This is a genomic window from Micromonospora sicca (assembly GCF_003172935.1).
GTDB lineage: Bacteria > Actinomycetota > Actinomycetes > Mycobacteriales > Micromonosporaceae > Micromonospora > Micromonospora sicca.
Genome location: NZ_QGKS01000303.1, coordinates 1 through 15,916, shown reverse-complemented (window position 1 = coordinate 15,916; position 15,916 = coordinate 1). Strand labels below are relative to the sequence as shown.

The following is a 15,916-nucleotide window of genomic DNA, read 5'->3' as shown; positions in this document are numbered from 1 at the left end:
GCGTCCGATGTGTATAAGAGGCAGGGCGTTGGCTCTTGCCACGGGTCCTGCGGAGGCTGGTACGTCACCTGTCCGAGTGTGCTGACCAGTGTCAACGTTGGGCACCGTCCGGTCGGCCACGATGTGTATCAGCATTTCGACCGACGGTTACGGGTCCTGTTTCTGCTGCTCACCGCCCATCGAGGGCCGGAACATTCCCGAGCGTTCGACCGGACCGTGGGGGCGGCGGTGGAGAGAGTTGGCACGGGAAGCGCCGGCCCACCTGATGGCGGGCCGGCGCTCATGGTGCCGCTGGGTTCAGCAGTAGGTGTAGCTGCCGCTGCTGCCCCAGGAGCACGAGTCGATTCCCGTGCCGGCGGAGTTACGCAGGTAGGCGGCGTCGCCGCTGTTGTTCCACACGTACCAGGACAGGCCCCAGTAGAGGTTGCTGCTGGTGTTGGTGCCCTTGCCGGTGTGGATCGCGACGCTGTATCCAGGCTTGAGGTACCAGTTGGTGGTGAACTTGTAGACGTGGTTCGACTTGTCGCGCAGAGTCCAGTACTTGAGGTTGATGGTGGAGCTGCGCTTGTTGGTCAGCCGGACGTACTCGGCGTTCAGGCTGGTGTTCGACCCGGTGTCGCTGCCCGGCGAGTTGTAGTAGACCTTGGTGATCATGATGGCCGGGGTGGCGGCCTGCGCCGGCGTGGCGGCGGCGAGCGACCCGCCGACCGCGATGGCGAGCGCCGCGACGGCACCGATCAGCTTGTTCTTCAAGTGGTCCCCTTGACTCAAAGGTAGAAGCCGGCGAGAACCCATCGCCGGTAGATGCATGGCAACACATGCACGCAAGATCATAATATTGCTCAACGACAAGTTCGCGAGCCGAAACCGTCAACATCGGCGATAGTGCCGGCCCGGGCATCCGAGGCTGCCCGATCGGGACACGGCGGCGACCAGTTAGCGGAGCGGCGATCAGGTAACAGGCTGAACGATCGCTCAAGCGCCAGGGCCTACGGTCGGCTGATGGGGTTCTCCATCAAGCTGGCACCCGGGGTGCGTATCCGTGCCTCCTCTCGCGGCATCCGCACCAGTGTCGGCCCGAGGGCGGCCCGGGTGCACTTCGGCGCCGGCCGCACCGGCTTCTCCACTGGCGCGGGTCCCGTCGGCTTCTACACCTCCCTCGGCGGAGGCCGCGGCCGTAGCGGGTCCGGTGGCCGCGGTACTTCAGCGGCGGCCTATCAACGGCAGCTCGCGGCGCAGCAGCGCCAAGCCGCCCAGGCGCAGCGGGCGGAGGAGGCCCAGCATCTGGCGCAGGCGTTCCTGCGTATTCTCGACCTGCACCGGGTGAACTTCTCCGCCGCCACCCGACCGGTCGCGCCCGAGCCCGCACCACCGGACCGGGCCAGCATCTACCAGCACTACGAACAGCACGCCCTGGCCGGTGTCGGGTTCTTCGAGCGGACCAAACGGGCGCAGGCCAAACAGCGCGCCGCGCAGTGGACCGACGCCGAGGTGCGGCGGCAGTGGACCACCCTGCTCGAGCAGAAGGCCGGCTGGCAGCAATTCCTCGACCAGCGGTGGCAGCAACTGTGCAGCAACGACCCGGATGTCGTCCTGGAAACCCTCGAAGAAGCGTTCGAAGACAACGAGGCGGCGAGCGCCGCCGTCGGCGTCACCGGCGACGAGGTTTCCCTCGTGGTGCTCGTCCCCACCGTCGAGCAGGTCGTGCCCAAGCGCATGCCCACCACCACCCAGGCCGGCAACCTGTCCCTACGGAAGTTGCCCCAGCGTGACCGTGCCGCCTACTACAAGCAGTTCGTCTGCGGCCAGGTCCTCGTCACCCTGCGGGAAGCCTTCGCTGTCGCACCCGCCATCGGCTCAGCGCGAGTGGCCGTGCTGCGCCACGACGGGCCGGACAGCTATGGCAGACCCGGGGTGTCGTGCCTTCTCGCCACCGAAATCCATCGTGCATCGCTGAACGGCGTGCGATGGGCGGAAGCCGACGCTGCCGCCATCGTCAACGACACCAGCACTGAACTGCTGCTCAACCCGCGAGCTCGAACCGGCGAACTGCTACCTCTGAACCTCGCCGGCGAGTCGGCGATCACCGAACTCATCAACGCCGTTGATCTAGCCGAACTGACTGACCGCTGACCAGGAGTCGCCCTCCGCCCGTCGGGGTTGGTACCCGGTGTCGGCCTGGTCGCCGTACAGCAGAGAACTACAGCGACGCGCCCCACCGTCGTAGCCCGAGACCGGCCGGCGGAGGCTCGCCACCTGCTTGCGGAACCGTAGGCAACCTCCTCGCCGGCAATCCAGAAAGTTCAGGGACTACAGCGACGACCAGGCCGAGGCCGGAGGCAGCCATGAGGCAGCAAGCCCTTTGATCCAGGTGGGTACGAGCCGGCAGAGGACGCCTAGCGTCAGCTGCTCGACCGCACTGGTCGGCAACGATCGGCACGAGCCGACGAGGTGTGTCCGGCTCCCCCCGGCGGGGGTCGTCCCCTGCTCTGGCGCGAGGCGGGACGGCAGGCGATGATCGATCTGTGCTGAGATGCCCACTCTGCTCCAGAGACGTCGATCCAGGTGGGTCGGCGGTGCTTCGCTTCCGGCGCGACAACTCATGGAGCTACATGTGGCAGCCGTTCGTGGAGGACCTCCGTACTTCGGCACCTGACCTCCTCCATCCCGGTTGCTACGTAGAAGACCAGGGACTCGAAGCTCTTCTCGGATTGATCACCGCCAGCGACAAGCAACAGCGGGCGAGTACCTTCAGGGCCCATCAACGGATCATGGAGTTGGAACGACAGCTTGGATCGGGTGACTAGCGGCTGTTGACAGCAACGACGACAGCAACCGGCCCGGACGAGGACGCCCGCCGGCGGAAGCATGCGGACAAGCGGTCGAGGTCCCGAATGCGGACAGACGACGCCGGACGATCAGCACAGAGCTTGTAAGCGAGGTGTCGCGCCTCGGTGGGCGACCCGGGCTTACCGGGGAAGCGGGTTGGCGACGTAGACGCCCTTGCCCTGCCGGCCGTCGATCAGCCCTTCGGCCTTCAGCAGCAGCATGGCGGCGCGGATCACGGTGTTGCTGACCTTGTAGTGCTCGCAGAGGGCGGCGAACGAGGGCAGCTTGTCGCCCGGCTTCAACTGACCGGAGCTGACCTGCTCGCGGATATCCCGGGCGACCTGTAGGTAGGCAGCTTCAGACATAGGTGGTGCTCCCAGCTTGGCGGCTGGTGCAAGCAGACCATATGGCGGGCTCGACTTACAACGCTATGTGTCGTAGCTGTTGACCCTGCGCACATTGCGTCCTAAGTTGCTCGTGGGGCTACCCAGCTTGGCGGCCGGGTCGTCCTGCCGTGGGTGCCCTGTCTCCGGACACGGCTGACCGGGTGCCCACGGGACCCCAAGCGTCGGCGGGAGGCGTGATGACCGCACCGAACGATGCAAGTGATTCATCCGCAGGTGCCGTGCGGGATACCGGGCGCCAACAGCGGCAGGACAACAGCCGGCGGCGCGTGTCCTACGACGAGTACGTCCTGGCGGCGGCGCTGACCCTCGCCCGCCGACACCGGCCCCTCTGGTCATGGCGGCACTGGCGGCGCATCTGCCGTTGCGGGAGCGACCTGCCCTGCCGGAGCCGTCATCCCATCCCAATCAACCGCGGCCACTGGCCAAGCCAGGACGCGCCGCGATGACGACACACCTCCCGGTAACACCGGCCTGGACCTGCGGCGGCTGCGGTGCCGACTGGCCTTGCCAGACCCGGCGGCGGGAGCTGCGAGCCGAGTACGACCGCGCCCCGGTGTCGCTGGCCCTCTACCTGGCCGCCCAGTTCGTCGACGCCGCCCAGGACCTGGCCCACGTCCCCGCCGGCCAACTTCACCACCGCTTCCTCCGCTGGAACCGATGAGCTTCCTGCGACCCGGCGACGAGAAGTTCCACTACAGCGACGGCTCCCACAGGTGGATCCCGCCGAACCCGGACTACGACCAAGAGGTCTGGGACGAGCAGGTCCGCCAGCACAAGCAAGGCCACCTCAAGAACGAGCGCCCGAAGGTCCGCATCCAGCGCCTCGCTTGACGCCAGCAGTACAGCAGTGAAGTACAGCAACCGTGCCAGCCGAACCCGGCCGAGAAGCGCGCCAGCAGCCCGGATGACCTCGTACCGCACCCGATCCGGCCGGCTCTCCGGTAATCCATAGGTTCAGGGTTCGAGTCCCTGGCGGCCCACCACAGACCGCCTCTGAGCTGCGACAGCACAGGGACGAGATCGTCGGACACAATCACCGGGCCAGAGGCGAGTTCTCCAGGGGCGGGGTGATCGGATGAACCTGGAGTTCGCCGGCGAGATGTGGTTCTGGAAAGGGCCGGCGCCGTGGCACTTCGTCACCGTTCCCGAGGACGAGTGCGGCGAACTGGCGGCGACGTCCGCGCTGGTGACCTACGGCTGGGGCATGGTTCCGGTCCGGGCGCAGATCGGCGGGACCGGATGGCAGACGTCGCTGTTCCCGAAGGACGGGCGGTACATCGTGCCGGTGCGGGCGTCGGTGCGGAAGGCCGAAGGGCTCGAGGTGGGCGACGTGGTGACGGTCCGCCTGGCCGTCGACGTCTGACCAGCCGGCGCCGGCATCGGCACACCAGCGCCTCCCCAGCTCGGAGCAGCGCTCGCGACACACCACTGACCCGTCGTGTCGGTGTCCTTGATCCGGTTGCACACCCCGTTCACCTGGTAGGACGGTGGTGCCACCGAGCGTGGAGGAGGTACCGCATGACCAGCAAGCGCGAGACCGTGGAGGTGGATCCGGTCGTGTTCCGCGCCGTCTACGACTCGCCCGCGTCGCTGCCGGGTCGGCACCGCTGGACGACGCCGGAGCCGGACGTACGCCGGCTGGAGAAGCTGCTCGGGATGCCGGCGCGCAGCGTCGGCGCGCCGCTCTGGGTCAGCGGCGACGAGCCGGACTGCCCGAAGTGCGGCCGGCGGGTCAACTGGTACGACATCGTCGCGTCGGCGCTGCACGGCGTCCACGATCCGACGATGATCGCCCGGGTGATCCTCGGCGAGCGCAAGTACGTCAACACCGAGGTGCCGGACGCGATCCCCGGGGTGTACTGCGCCGACTGCCGCACCCCGATCGAGGGGCTGCGCAGCTTCAAGTGCCACAACTGGGCGTACGCCTTCGAGGCGCTGGAGGCGGTGGTCGAGCGGATGTCCGGGGTGACCGCCGATCCGGTCAGCCAGCCCGGTCATTCCCAAGGAAAACCCCAGGTGCACGGAGTATGAACAGATGGTGAGGTGATTCATGACCGACGCCATCATGACCGACGTTCCCGACATCAGCGTCGACTGGTACCGCGACATCGTCGACTTCGCCGACGGCACACCGCAACCGGTGCACTGGTTCGCCACCCACTTCACCGAGGGGGCGGTCCTGCTGCTCGGCGTACTGCTGGTGGTCGCCGCGGCGACCCGGCTGGTCGGCGGCGACATCCGGGGCCGGGCGCTGGCGCTGGCCGCGCCGGTGTCGGTGCTGCTGGCGTACGGCGGCAGCGAGGGGCTCAAGGACCTGGTCGCCGAGGACCGGCCCTGCCGCAGCCCGGCGGACCTGATGATCGTGGCCGCCCACTGCCCGCCGGTGGGCGACTGGTCCTTCCCCAGCAACCATGCCACCATCGCCGGGGCCCTGGCCGCCGCGACCCTGCTGTTGCATCGCCGGATCGGACTGGTCGCCGCCCCGCTGGCCCTGCTCGCCGCGCTCTCCCGCACCTTCATCGGCGTGCACTACCCGCACGACGTGGCCGCCGGGCTGCTCCTCGGCGTCCTGGTCGGCGCGCTGGTCACCCCGCTGGCGGCCCGCCCGGTCGCCGAGGCCCTGCGCCGGCGGGTCCGCCGCGCGGCCCGCCCCCTGACCCACTCCGCCCGCCGGTGAGGGCCGGCGGTCACGGGGTGAGGAGGAGGGTCAGGGCGGTGGCGAGGATCAGGAACGGGCCGAAGGGGAGGTGGCTGGACCAGCGGGCCCGGCGGGCTGCCAGCAGGCCGAGGGCGACCAGGGCGGAGAGAGCGACGGCGAGCACCAGCCCAGCCAGCAGGACCGGCCAGCCGTACCAGCCGAGCAACGCCCCCACGCCCAGCGCCAGCTTGGCGTCGCCGAGCCCGAAGCCGCGCCGGCCCAGCAGCAGGGTGGTCGCCGCGAACCCGAGCGCCAGGCCCAGCCCGGCGAGCGTGGCGCGCAGCCACGGCGCCGGTCCGGCGCCGGCCAGCGCGGCCAACCCGAGCAGCGCCCAGGTGCCGGCGGCCGCCGGGTAGCTGAGCCGGTCGGGCAGCCGGTGCACGGCCGCGTCGACCAGGGCCAGCGGCACCGCCCAGGCCAGCCACCAGGCCGTCGCGGCGAGTTCACCGGCGGAACCGCCGGCCAGCGCGAGCACCGTAAGCGCCGCGGCCAGGGCCAGCTCGACCGCGCCCGGCGCCGCCCCGACCCGGGCCCGGCAGGCCGGGCAGCGGGCCGCCGGCCCGAGCGCCGGCAGCGGCCGGTCCAGGCCGATCGGCGCGCCGCAGCCGGCGCACCCGGTCCGGTCCACGGACCCCGGTGGTACGGCGTACCGGGCCACCGCCAGCCGCAGCGGCGGTACGACCGCCAGGGCGGCCAGCAGCCGTACGACCGGACGGGCGACCGGCGGGCAGCCCTCGCCGGTGGCCGCCCGGCCGGCGGTCCGGAGCCCCCGACCGGTCATCGCGGGGCCCACCGGACGGTCGCGGTGCGTTCCACTCTGGAGCACGGAGAGTGAGATCCACCCGCTCGGCGAGTCGCGGATGGCGCGGAAAGTGGCGCGCCGATCACCGGGTCCCGCCTCGACGGCAGCGCCCGCCCGGCGGCCGGCCGGAGCCCCTCGGCGGCCCGGATCCCAGCGGGACGGATCGGACCAGAGGCACCGATGCCACCCATTCCTCCGGCCGGACGGCCGCCCGCCGGCCAGCCGACCGCCGGACCGGTCCGGCCGCGCCGACCGCCGGTCGCCGCCGAGCCGGGCCGTCGCTTCACCCTCCGGACACCCACCGGCCACCACCACCTGTCATCACTGAACGTGTTCGAATGAATTGCCTCTGTTGCATCGGCGATCGTCAGCCTATGCTCGCCCCTTGGGTGCGACGCAACCCCCGAGCAATTGGCGTCGGAGGCCAACCGGAGACATCAGGTTTCGAATTTGTAAAAGATCCGTACAGGTAAATGCAGCGGCAGCGACTTCAGGCCCGGACGAGCACATCCGGGCGCGCTTCCGCCTGCCCGGAGTACGCCCGTCCGGCGGCTCCGGGCCGCCACCGAGGAGGGCCCGGCCTTGCACACACGGCATTCCCGCCGATGGACAAGCTGCCTGCTCAGCCTTGCCGTGCTGGGCGCGAGCGCCGGCTGCGGCGCCGATCGGGAGACGACGCCGGGTCCCCGGACGGACCACGACGCCACCCCGGCCGCCCATTCGGACGCCGCCGAACAGGCCGCGGGAAAGACGGCGCTCGCCGCCTATTCCGGCTATCTGAAGGCGTCCCGGGCGGCGAGCGAGCGCAGCGATCCGACGCATCCGGCATTGGCCCGATTCGTGGCGGATCCACTGCTGACCCGGGTGCGACTGGCAATTCGTGAGGCGAAGGAGCACGGCGCGATGCGTACCGGCACGCTCGTTTCCGATCCCACCGTCGTTTCGGTCAGCCTGGACGCCGACCCACCCACGGTGGAGATCCAGGACTGCCTGGACGCGACCGGCTACCGGCTGGTCTACGCCAAGGACCGGCGGGTGGTGCCCGGCACCGGCGGGGGTCGCTACCTGGCGACCGCCACCGCGACCCGGTACCCGGACGGCCGATGGCTGGTCAACGCCGGCGCCGCGCATCAGGAGCAGCCGTGCTGACCTGGGGAGGAAGCGGTGTCCCGGCCCGACCGGCCAGGGCCGGGACACCCCGTCGGCTGCTCGCCGCGGCCGGGCTGACGCTGCTGCTGGCGGTCACCGCCGCGCCGGCGTCCGCCGCCGGCCCCGGCGATCCGGGCGCCGACTGCCCGCCTGGGCAGACCGACTGCAACGTCTGGGACGACGACCCGGGCGTGCCCGGCGGGCCTGGCGGCGGCGGGAATCCCGGGGGTGGCGGCGGCGCCGGTGACGGCGCCGCGGCGAAATGCCAGTGGAACGGCCGGGTGATCCCCTGCTACGACGACGTCCTGGGCTGGTTCAACACCGGCGACGGCTGCTACTACAAGCTGGCCGAGCCGCAGCCCACCGCGCCGGACGGCAAGCAGTGGTACGTGCAGACCTGCAACGGCGGCGACCTCGGCGCGCAGACCGTGGTGCTGCGGGACGGCCCGCCGCCCGGCTACGGGGCCCCGCCGGACCCGGAGGAGCTGGCCCGCCGAGCGCTCGCCTCGATCTCGCTGCTCCCGCCCCGGATCGCGGTGGCCCCCCGACGCAGCAAGGGGCCGGGCCTGGTCGGGCTGCCGGTCTGGATGTGGGCCAGCGGCGGCGCGAGCTACTTCGGCCCGCTCACCGCGTCCGCCTCCGACCGGGGGCTCACCGTCAGCATCACGGCCAGGGTCAACCGGATCGTCTGGAACATGGGCGACGGCACCCGGGTCACCTGCACCAAACCCGGCACCCCGTACGCGGCGGACGGTCCCCGGGCCGGCCTGACCTCCCCCGACTGCGGCTACGACCGCGGCTACCGCCGGGCCGGCACCTACCGGGTCAGCGCCACCACGTACTGGACCGTGCACTGGGCGGCGGGCGACGGCGACCCGAACGGCGACATCGCGCAGCAGCGGAACAGCGGCACGGTGCCGGTGGAGATCGACGAACTTCAGGTGGTGACGCGGTGAGCGCGAGGAGTGAGCCGGGTTTGCGAGCCCCGCAGTCGCGAACGAAGACAGGCCCGGTGAACGCGAGGACCGACCCGACGTACGGAGCCCCGCAGTCGCGAACGGAGGCGGACCGGTGAGTCTGGTGACGCGGAACGGGACCCCGATGGACGCCCCGGTGGCGCCCCCCAAGGTGGTCCGGCAGCGGCGGGCGCGGCCGGGCCTGCTCGGCCTGGCGGTGCTGCTGATCGCCCTCGGCGGGCTGGGCGCGGCCTTCGCGGTCACCTCGGTCCGGGCGACCGGCAGCTACCTGGCGGTGGCCCGGCCGGTCGAGGTGGGCCGGCAGCTCAGCGCCGCCGACCTGGTCGCGGTGCAGGTCTCCGGCGGCCAGGGCCTGGCGCCGGTGCCGGCCCGCCGGCTGGACGAGGTGGTGGGTCTGCGGGCCGCCGTGTCGCTGACCCCCGGCACACTGCTGACCCGGGCCCAGCTCACCGACGACCCGCTGCTCGGCCCCGGCCAGCAGCAGATCGCGCTCGGCCTGGAACCGAGCCAGGTGCCGGCCCGCAGGCTGCACCCCGGGGACAAGGTGCTCCTGGTCAGCACCCCGGACGCCAACGCCGAGGGCCCGGCGCGCAGCGGCGGCACCCGGTTCGAGGCCACCGTGATCGACACCGCCACCCCGGAGAACGACGACGTGGTGGTCTACCTGGCCCTCGCCGTACGCGACGTGCCCGCCGTGGTGGTGCTGGCCGCCGACGACCGGATCGCGCTCGTGCTCACCGAGGCGGCCTGATGGCGATCATCGCCCTGGTCTCGGCCAAGGGGTCGCCCGGCGTCACCACCTCGGCCCTCGCCGCTGCGCTGAGCTGGCACCGGCGGCTCGTGCTGGCGGAGTGCGACCCGGCGGGCGGCTCGATCCTCGCCGGCTACCTCGGTGGGGCGCTCGACGGTCCCCGGGGCATCGGCGAACTCGCCGTCGGGGAACTGCGCGACGGCAACCTGGACACCGCCTTCTGGTCCCAGCTGGTCGACCTGGACGCGCCGAAGCGGGAGCGGCTGCTGCTGCCCGGCGTGGTCGACCCGGCCCAGGCCGGCAGCGTCACCCCGCTCTGGCAGCGGTTCGCCGACTTCTTCGCCGGGCTGGAGCAGGGCCTGCCCCCGTACGACGTGCTGGTCGACTGTGGACGGCTCCAGGTGGCCGGTCCACCGTGGCCGGTGCTCCGGGCGGCCGCCGTGGTGCTGCTGGTCACCCGGGCGCAACTGCCCGACCTCTCCGCGACCCGGGCCACCATCCGGGCCGTCGAGCGGGACCTCGCCGAGCACCGCGTCCCGCCGGGCGCGCTGCGGCTGCTGGTGGTCGGGGACGGGCACGGCAACAGCGAGATCAGCAAGGCCCTGCGGGTGCCGGTGATCGCCCGGCTGCCGTACGACCCGCGTACCGCGGCGGTGCTCAGCCTCGGCGGCACCGTACGCGCCGGACGGCCGCTGATGCGCGCGGCCGGCGCGCTGGAGGTGCCGATCCGGGCGCTGCTCGAACGTCGTCGGGCCCGGCTGGCCTGGCCGGTCCCCCAGACGACGCCGCAGGCGCCGGTCGCGCAGGAGGCACCGCATGTGTCCTGACCCCACCCCGGCGCGCACCGCGCCGGCCCCTCCCCGGGAGGCCCGCCGTGCGGTTTGAGCCGGTCTCCCACGACCCGCGCGGGCAGCAGCCGGGGGCCACCTCCACGGTGCCGCCGCTCACCCCGCCGAACGGTCGGCACCCCCATGCCGCGCCACCGCCGGTCGCGGTCGTCCCGCCGGCCCCGGTGGCGCTGCCGCCCCCGCGTCCCCGGGTCGACTTCGCCGTGGTCCGCGAGCTGCGCCGGGAGTTGAGCGAACGGCTCACCCGCTGGCAGCGCGGCCGGGAGTTCGACGCGGACGCCGAGGAGGTGGAGCGGGCCCGGCTCGCCGTCGCCGTGGTCTCCGCGTACGCCGACTCGGTGCGCCGGGCCGGCACCCCGATGGCCGCCGACGCCGAGCGGCTCCTGCTCGACCAGGTGACCGCCGAGCTGGTCGGCCTCGGCCGGCTGCAGACGCTGCTGGTCGACGACACGATCGAGGAGGTGCACATCCTCGGCTGCGACCAGGTGCGGATCACCCGGCACGGCGGCGGGGTGGACTGGGCCGAGCCGATCGCCGACAGCGACGACGAACTGGTGGAGATCCTCCAGGCGGCGGCCCGCCGGGCCGGCGCGACCGAGCGTTCCCTGTCGACCTCCAAGCCGACGCTGGACCTGCAACTGCCCGACGGCAGCCGGCTCGCCGCGGTCTTCCTGGTCAGCCACCGCCCGTACGCGGTGATCCGCAAACACAACACGCTGGACGTCAGCCTGGAGGACATCGCCGGCAGCCGGCCCGACCTGGACGAGATGATCGACCCGCTGCTGCGGGACTTCCTGCGCGCCTCGATGCGGGCCGGGCTGAACATCATGGTCGCCGGGCTGGCCGGAGCCGGGAAGACCACGGTGATCCGGGCGCTGATGGACGAGATCCCGGCCGACGAGCCGTACGTGCTGCTGGAGGAGAGCCGGGAACTGCTGCCCGCCCGCCGGGGGCAGAAGCACCGGGCGGTGATGAGCTTCGAGTCCCGTGAGGGCCACGGCGAACGCGGCCTGGACGGGCGCCCGGCCGGCGAGGTGAGCATCGCCGACCTGATCCCGGTCTCACTGCGGATGGGCGTGCTGCGGATCATCGTCGGCGAGGTCCGCTCCCGGGAGATCGTGCCGATGCTCCAGGCGATGACCACCAGCCGCGGGTCGATGTGCACCATCCACGCCCGTACGCCGGCCGGGGTGAGCGAGCGGATCATCGAGCTGGCGCTGGCGCACGGCCGGGAGATGACGGTCGACCAGGCCCGCCGGATGGCCGGCAACGCGCTGGACCTGATCGTCTACGTCACCGTCGAGGACGAGACCGCGATCGGCGGCCGCAAGCACCGGTTCGTCTCCCACGTCGAGGAGGTGATCGGGGTGGGCGAGGGCAACCGGATCACCACCACGTCGGTCTTCGGCCCGGGCCCGGACGGCCGGGCGGTGCCCCGGCACCTGCCCGAGCGGATCCGCGACCAGTTGCTGCGGGTGGGTTACGACGCCCGGCTGCTGACCCGCTTCATCGAGGCCGGCACCGGGGCCTGGCGGCGCCCCCGGCACACCCGACTCGGCCGGCGGCCCGCCTCATGACCACGCTCCAGTTCATCGCTCTGGTCTCCGGGGCGGCGTGCGTCGCCGGTCTGGTGCTGACCGTGGTCGCGCTGGTCGGCACCAGCCGGCCGGCCGCGGCGGGGCCCGGCGCGGGCCGGGGGCTGCGTCGGCTCTGGACGGGTTCCGGGGCGAGCCGACGGGAGCAGCGCAACCATCAGGTGCTGCTCGGCGGCGCGGTGCTGGCCGGCGCGCTGGCCTTCCTGCTCACCGGGCTCCCGGTGGTGGGTCTGCTGGTGGCCCTGGCGGTGCCCGGCGTGCCGTGGCTCTTCGCCGTCGGCCGGGCCGAGCAGCGGGCCATCGCCCGGATCGAGGCGGTCGGCGAGTGGACCCGCCGGCTCAAGGACATCTCCGGCACCGGGCAGGGCCTCCAGCAGGCCATCATCGGCACCATCGCCACCGCGCCGGCGGAGATCCAGGAGGAGGTACGCACCCTCGCCGCCCGCCTCCAGGCCGGCTGGCTGGCCCGGGCCGCCCTGCTCGCCTTCGCCGACGAGATCGGCGACCCGGTCTGCGACCAGGTGGTGGCCGCGCTGATCCTGCACCTGACCGACCGCGGCGAGCGCCTCGGTGACGTGCTGGGCTCGATCGCCTCGGCGGCCGCCGCCGAGGTGGCCACCCGGCGGGAGATCGAGGCGAAGCGCACCCAGCCCCGGTTCGCGGTCCGCTTCCTCACCGGGATGACCCTGGCCACCCTCGCGTACGGGCTGGTCAACCGCGAGTACGTGCAGCCGTACGGGACGGCGGTCGGGCAGTTGGTGATGGGGGTGCTCGGCGCCGCGTTCGTCGGGCTGCTGGCCTGGGTGCGGTCGATGAGCCAGCCGCCCCGGCCAGCGCGTTTCCTGCCCGCCCCCGACCCGGAGGAGGCGATCGCGTGAGCGCGAGGAGTGAGCTTGCGAGCCCCGCAGTCGCGAACGAAAGGCGGCTCCGGTGATCCTCAACTGGCAGCTCGCCATCGCCGTGGTGGGCGGGGCGGTGGTCGGCCTCGGCCTCTTCCTGGTGGTACGCGAGGCGCTGCCGGCCACCCCGGCGCTCGGCCCGGCGCTGCGCCGACTGCACCAGCCGCCCGGCCGGACCGCGGTGGCCGGCAGCGGGCCGGACTGGTTGGGCGGGTTCTCCCGCTGGCTGCGTCCCCCGCACCGGCAGCTCGCGCTGATCGACCGCACGCCCGAGCAGTACGCCCTGTCGGTGCTGCTCTCCGCGCTGGTCGGGCTGGCCCTGCCGACCGTGCTGTCCACCGTGCTCTTCCTCGGCGGGGTGTCGGTGCCGGTCGTCGTACCGGTGCTGGGCAGCCTGGGGATGGCACTGGTCGCCGGCCTGCTCGCGCACCGCGCGGTGCTGGCGAAGGCGGACGCCGCGCGGGACGAGTTCCGCCAGGCGGTCTGCACCTATCTGGACCTGGTGGCCCTGCAACTCTCCGCGGCGCACGGGCCGGTGCAGTCGCTGGAGCGGGCGGCGGCGGTCTGCGACGGCTGGGTCTTCGACCGGATCCGCGAGTCGCTGCGGATCGCCCAGTTGCAGATGCACTCGCCCTGGGACGAGCTCCAGGAGCTGGCCGACCGGATCGGCATCCCGGAACTCGGCGACGTGGGCGCGATCATGCGCTCCTCCGGCAGCGAGGGGGCGCAGGTGCACGAGACCCTGCGCAGCCGGGCCGACTCGCTGCGCGACCAGATCCGCACCGACAACCTGGCCCGCGCCGAGGGGGTGACCAGCCGGCTGGACATCCCCGGCTCGCTGCTGGTCTTCGTCCTGCTCGGCTTCGCCGTCTATCCGTTCCTCGCCCGCCTGTGAACCCGACCGAGAAGGAGAAGGCCATGTACCTCTACAGCTATCTGCACGCGGCGGTGGCCAGCCGGCTGGCCGAGCTGCGCCACGACACCGAGCGGGGCGACAGCCCGGTGCCGACCGCGGTGATCATCTTCGGGCTGGTCGCGGTCGCCATGGCGGTCACCACGCTCGCCCTGACCAAGGCGAACAACTGGATGAACGCCATCCCGAACAACACCGCGCCGTGATGAACCGCCCCGCCCGTACGGACCGGAGCCGGTCGGCAGCCGCCGACCGGCCCGCCGGCCCGCGCGGTCCGGGGCGGCTCCGCGACGGCCTCCGGCGGCGGCTCGCCGAGGGCGGCGCGGACCGGGGCGCCAACCCGGTGGAGCTGGCGGTGCTGATGCCGGTGATCCTGGTGCTGCTGTTCGCCTCGATCCAACTCGCCGTCTGGTTCGTCGCCCGTTCCACCGCGCTGAACGCCGCGCAGAGCGGGGTGAACGCGCAACGGGTCGTCCAGGCGCCGCCCGGCGCCGGGGAGGCCCGGGCCGCCCGGTTCCTGCGGGCGGCCGGCGACTGGCTGGTCGGCTGGGAGGCCGGCGGGCCGACGTGCACGGCCGGCGCCGCCGAGGTCAGCTGCACGGTCAGCGGCCGTTCACTGTCGGTCATCCCGGGGGTCAGCTTCCCGGTCCGGCAGACCGCGCACGGCACCGTCGAACGCTGGACGACGGGGTGAGGCGGATGGTCGGCCGCCCCGAGCGGGGTTCCGTCTCGATCGAGGTGGCGGTGCTCGCCCCCGCGTTCATCGCGCTGATGGTGCTGGCCGGGGTGGCGGGACGGACCGCCGTCGCCGACGAGGCGGTGGAGTCGGCCGCGCACGACGCCGCCCGGGCCGCCTCGATCGCCCGGGACGCCCGCACCGGCCGGGCAGCCGCCGTAGAGGCGGCCCGGCGACAGCTCGACTGGCGCGGCCTGAACTGTTCGGGCGAGCCGGCGCTGTCGTTCAGCGGCTCGGTGGGGCGGACGCGGACCACCTTCGAGCGGGCGTACCGCAGCGCACCGGGCGTGCCGGCGACCGTGACGGTCACGGTGAGCTGCACCGTCTCCTTCGCCGACCTGCGCGCCCCCGGGCTGCCCGGGGTGCCGGGCGGCAAGGCCGTCGCCGCCACCTTCACCTCGCCGCTGGACACCTACCGGAGCCGCCGATGACCGGGTGGACGGTCCGGGAGAGCGGCCGGGTCAGCCTCTTCCTCGCCGCCGCGATGACCGGCGTGCTCGTCGTCATCGGGCTCGCCTACGACGGGGCCGGGCAGTTGCGCTCGTTGCAGCGCGCGGACGACCTCGCCGCGGAGGCGGCCCGCAGCGGCGGCCAGATGATCGACCGGGCGCGGGCGATCGAGGGCGGCCCGAAGGAGATCGACGAGCCGAGCGCCCGGACCGCCGTCGCGGACTACCTCGCCGCCGCGCGCGGCGTGCGCGACCACCAGGTCAGCTTCCCGGTGGTCGACGGCGAGAAGCAGATCCAGGTACGCGTCCGCATCACCTACCGCCGGGACCTGCTCGGCCTCTTCGGCTTCGACAACACCGTCACCGTCACCGGTGAGGCCACCGCGCGGGCGCTCACCGGGGCGCCGTAGGAAGGAAGGCAGCCATGGCCGCACCGCAACGTTCCGCCGTACGGCGGATCGGCCAGGTCCTCACCGGGCTCGGCTCCCTCGTCGTGCTCTGCGCGGTGCTGGCCGGCGCGCCGATCGCGCTCCTCGCCTTCGCCGGCAGCCCGCTCCCCGACCACCTGCCCACCCTCGCCGCGGTCGGTACGGCGCTGGCCAGCCGCGACGACGGCCAGCTCTTCCTGCGGGCGCTGGCGGTGGTCGGCTGGTTCGGCTGGGCGACGTTCGCCTTCTCCGTCCTGGTGGAACTGGGCGCGCAGACCGTGCACCGGCCGGCGCCCCGGCTGCCCGGGATGCGCCGGCAGCAGCGGGCCGCGGCGGCGCTGGTCGGCTCGGTGGCGCTGATCCTCGCCGGCACCCCGGTCGCCGCGAGCGCCGCCACCCTGGCCGCCCCGCCGGTCGCCGCCTCCGCCGCTCCGC

The 15,916-nt window shown here is 72.9% G+C and carries 20 protein-coding genes and 1 pseudogene; 18 read left to right on the top strand and 3 right to left on the bottom strand.

Annotated elements, in window-relative coordinates:
* Positions 1-297: 297 nt before the first annotated feature.
* On the bottom strand, positions 298-753 hold the full coding sequence (locus tag DKT69_RS25480; RefSeq protein WP_236648339.1) for a lamin tail domain-containing protein: 456 nt from the start codon (positions 751-753) through the stop codon (positions 298-300).
* Positions 754-1,002: 249 nt separating this feature from the next.
* Between DKT69_RS25480 and DKT69_RS25475 the strand changes: the two genes are divergently transcribed.
* Positions 1,003-2,133: a DUF4236 domain-containing protein gene (locus tag DKT69_RS25475; protein WP_109804033.1), complete on the top strand. Its 1,131-nt coding sequence runs from the start codon at positions 1,003-1,005 to the stop codon at positions 2,131-2,133.
* Between the two features lie 836 nt (positions 2,134-2,969).
* Here the strand turns inward: DKT69_RS25475 and DKT69_RS25470 are convergent.
* The gene (locus DKT69_RS25470; protein WP_091269831.1) at positions 2,970-3,194 is read right to left on the bottom strand and encodes a winged helix-turn-helix domain-containing protein; all 225 of its coding nucleotides are present in this window, start codon (positions 3,192-3,194) and stop codon (positions 2,970-2,972) included.
* A gap of 484 nt (positions 3,195-3,678) precedes the next feature.
* Here DKT69_RS25470 and DKT69_RS25460 point away from each other — a divergent pair, with 484 nt between their 5' ends.
* The 5 genes from DKT69_RS25460 to DKT69_RS25445 all read left to right on the top strand — a co-directional run bounded on the left by DKT69_RS25460 (position 3,679) and on the right by DKT69_RS25445 (position 5,913).
* Positions 3,679-3,897 (top strand): flavin reductase, encoded by a 219-nt coding sequence (locus DKT69_RS25460; RefSeq protein WP_109804031.1) that lies wholly within the window; start codon positions 3,679-3,681, stop codon positions 3,895-3,897.
* Positions 3,894-4,067, top strand: coding sequence for a hypothetical protein (locus tag DKT69_RS39145; RefSeq protein ID WP_201749851.1), 174 nt, complete (start codon positions 3,894-3,896; stop codon positions 4,065-4,067). Before DKT69_RS25460 ends, DKT69_RS39145 begins: the two co-directional genes overlap by 4 nt.
* A gap of 244 nt (positions 4,068-4,311) precedes the next feature.
* Positions 4,312-4,599, top strand: coding sequence for a DUF1905 domain-containing protein (locus tag DKT69_RS25455; protein ID WP_109804030.1), 288 nt, complete (start codon positions 4,312-4,314; stop codon positions 4,597-4,599).
* 155 nt (positions 4,600-4,754) lie between these two features.
* Positions 4,755-5,267 (top strand): DUF8243 domain-containing protein, encoded by a 513-nt coding sequence (locus tag DKT69_RS25450; protein WP_236648338.1) that lies wholly within the window; start codon positions 4,755-4,757, stop codon positions 5,265-5,267.
* A 19-nt stretch (positions 5,268-5,286) separates the two neighbouring features.
* Positions 5,287-5,913: a phosphatase PAP2 family protein gene (locus DKT69_RS25445; protein WP_109804029.1), complete on the top strand. Its 627-nt coding sequence runs from the start codon at positions 5,287-5,289 to the stop codon at positions 5,911-5,913.
* Between the two features lie 10 nt (positions 5,914-5,923).
* Here DKT69_RS25445 and DKT69_RS25440 read toward each other — a convergent pair whose 3' ends face one another.
* A complete protein-coding gene (locus DKT69_RS25440; protein ID WP_109804028.1) occupies positions 5,924-6,715 on the bottom strand; it encodes a prepilin peptidase in 792 nt (263 codons plus the stop codon).
* A 603-nt stretch (positions 6,716-7,318) separates the two neighbouring features.
* On the opposite strand from DKT69_RS25440, the gene DKT69_RS25435 reads away from it, so the two are divergent.
* The 12 genes and pseudogenes from DKT69_RS25435 to DKT69_RS25380 all read left to right on the top strand — a co-directional run.
* A complete protein-coding gene (locus DKT69_RS25435; protein WP_109804027.1) occupies positions 7,319-7,885 on the top strand; it encodes a hypothetical protein in 567 nt (188 codons plus the stop codon).
* Positions 7,879-8,841 carry a hypothetical protein gene (locus DKT69_RS25430; RefSeq protein ID WP_109804026.1) on the top strand — a complete coding sequence of 321 codons (963 nt, stop codon included), beginning with the start codon at positions 7,879-7,881 and terminating at the stop codon, positions 8,839-8,841. Before DKT69_RS25435 ends, DKT69_RS25430 begins: the two co-directional genes overlap by 7 nt.
* 115 nt (positions 8,842-8,956) lie before the next feature.
* The gene (locus DKT69_RS25425; RefSeq protein ID WP_109804025.1) at positions 8,957-9,613 is read left to right on the top strand and encodes an SAF domain-containing protein; all 657 of its coding nucleotides are present in this window, start codon (positions 8,957-8,959) and stop codon (positions 9,611-9,613) included.
* A complete protein-coding gene (locus DKT69_RS25420; RefSeq protein WP_109804024.1) occupies positions 9,613-10,440 on the top strand; it encodes a CpaE/TadZ family protein in 828 nt (275 codons plus the stop codon). Before DKT69_RS25425 ends, DKT69_RS25420 begins: the two co-directional genes overlap by 1 nt.
* A gap of 47 nt (positions 10,441-10,487) precedes the next feature.
* On the top strand, positions 10,488-12,038 hold the full coding sequence (locus tag DKT69_RS25415; RefSeq protein ID WP_109804023.1) for a TadA family conjugal transfer-associated ATPase: 1,551 nt from the start codon (positions 10,488-10,490) through the stop codon (positions 12,036-12,038).
* Entirely contained in the window at positions 11,990-12,934 is a 945-nt protein-coding gene (locus tag DKT69_RS25410) for a type II secretion system F family protein (protein ID WP_375373571.1), read from the top strand. Before DKT69_RS25415 ends, DKT69_RS25410 begins: the two co-directional genes overlap by 49 nt.
* A gap of 55 nt (positions 12,935-12,989) precedes the next feature.
* Positions 12,990-13,850, top strand: a complete 861-nt coding sequence (locus DKT69_RS25405) for a type II secretion system F family protein (RefSeq protein ID WP_109804036.1) — start codon at positions 12,990-12,992, stop codon at positions 13,848-13,850.
* Between the two features lie 23 nt (positions 13,851-13,873).
* Positions 13,874-14,074 carry a hypothetical protein gene (locus DKT69_RS25400; protein ID WP_109804035.1) on the top strand — a complete coding sequence of 67 codons (201 nt, stop codon included), beginning with the start codon at positions 13,874-13,876 and terminating at the stop codon, positions 14,072-14,074.
* Positions 14,074-14,562 carry a TadE/TadG family type IV pilus assembly protein gene (locus DKT69_RS25395; RefSeq protein WP_109804021.1) on the top strand — a complete coding sequence of 163 codons (489 nt, stop codon included), beginning with the start codon at positions 14,074-14,076 and terminating at the stop codon, positions 14,560-14,562. Before DKT69_RS25400 ends, DKT69_RS25395 begins: the two co-directional genes overlap by 1 nt.
* A gap of 5 nt (positions 14,563-14,567) precedes the next feature.
* Entirely contained in the window at positions 14,568-15,035 is a 468-nt protein-coding gene (locus DKT69_RS25390; RefSeq protein WP_109804020.1) for a TadE/TadG family type IV pilus assembly protein, read from the top strand.
* A complete protein-coding gene (locus DKT69_RS25385; RefSeq protein ID WP_109804019.1) occupies positions 15,032-15,463 on the top strand; it encodes a hypothetical protein in 432 nt (143 codons plus the stop codon). The genes DKT69_RS25390 and DKT69_RS25385 overlap by 4 nt, the downstream gene beginning before the upstream one ends.
* 14 nt (positions 15,464-15,477) lie before the next feature.
* Positions 15,478-15,916 (top strand): annotated as a pseudogene (locus tag DKT69_RS25380) (LysM peptidoglycan-binding domain-containing protein); the annotation flags it as partial.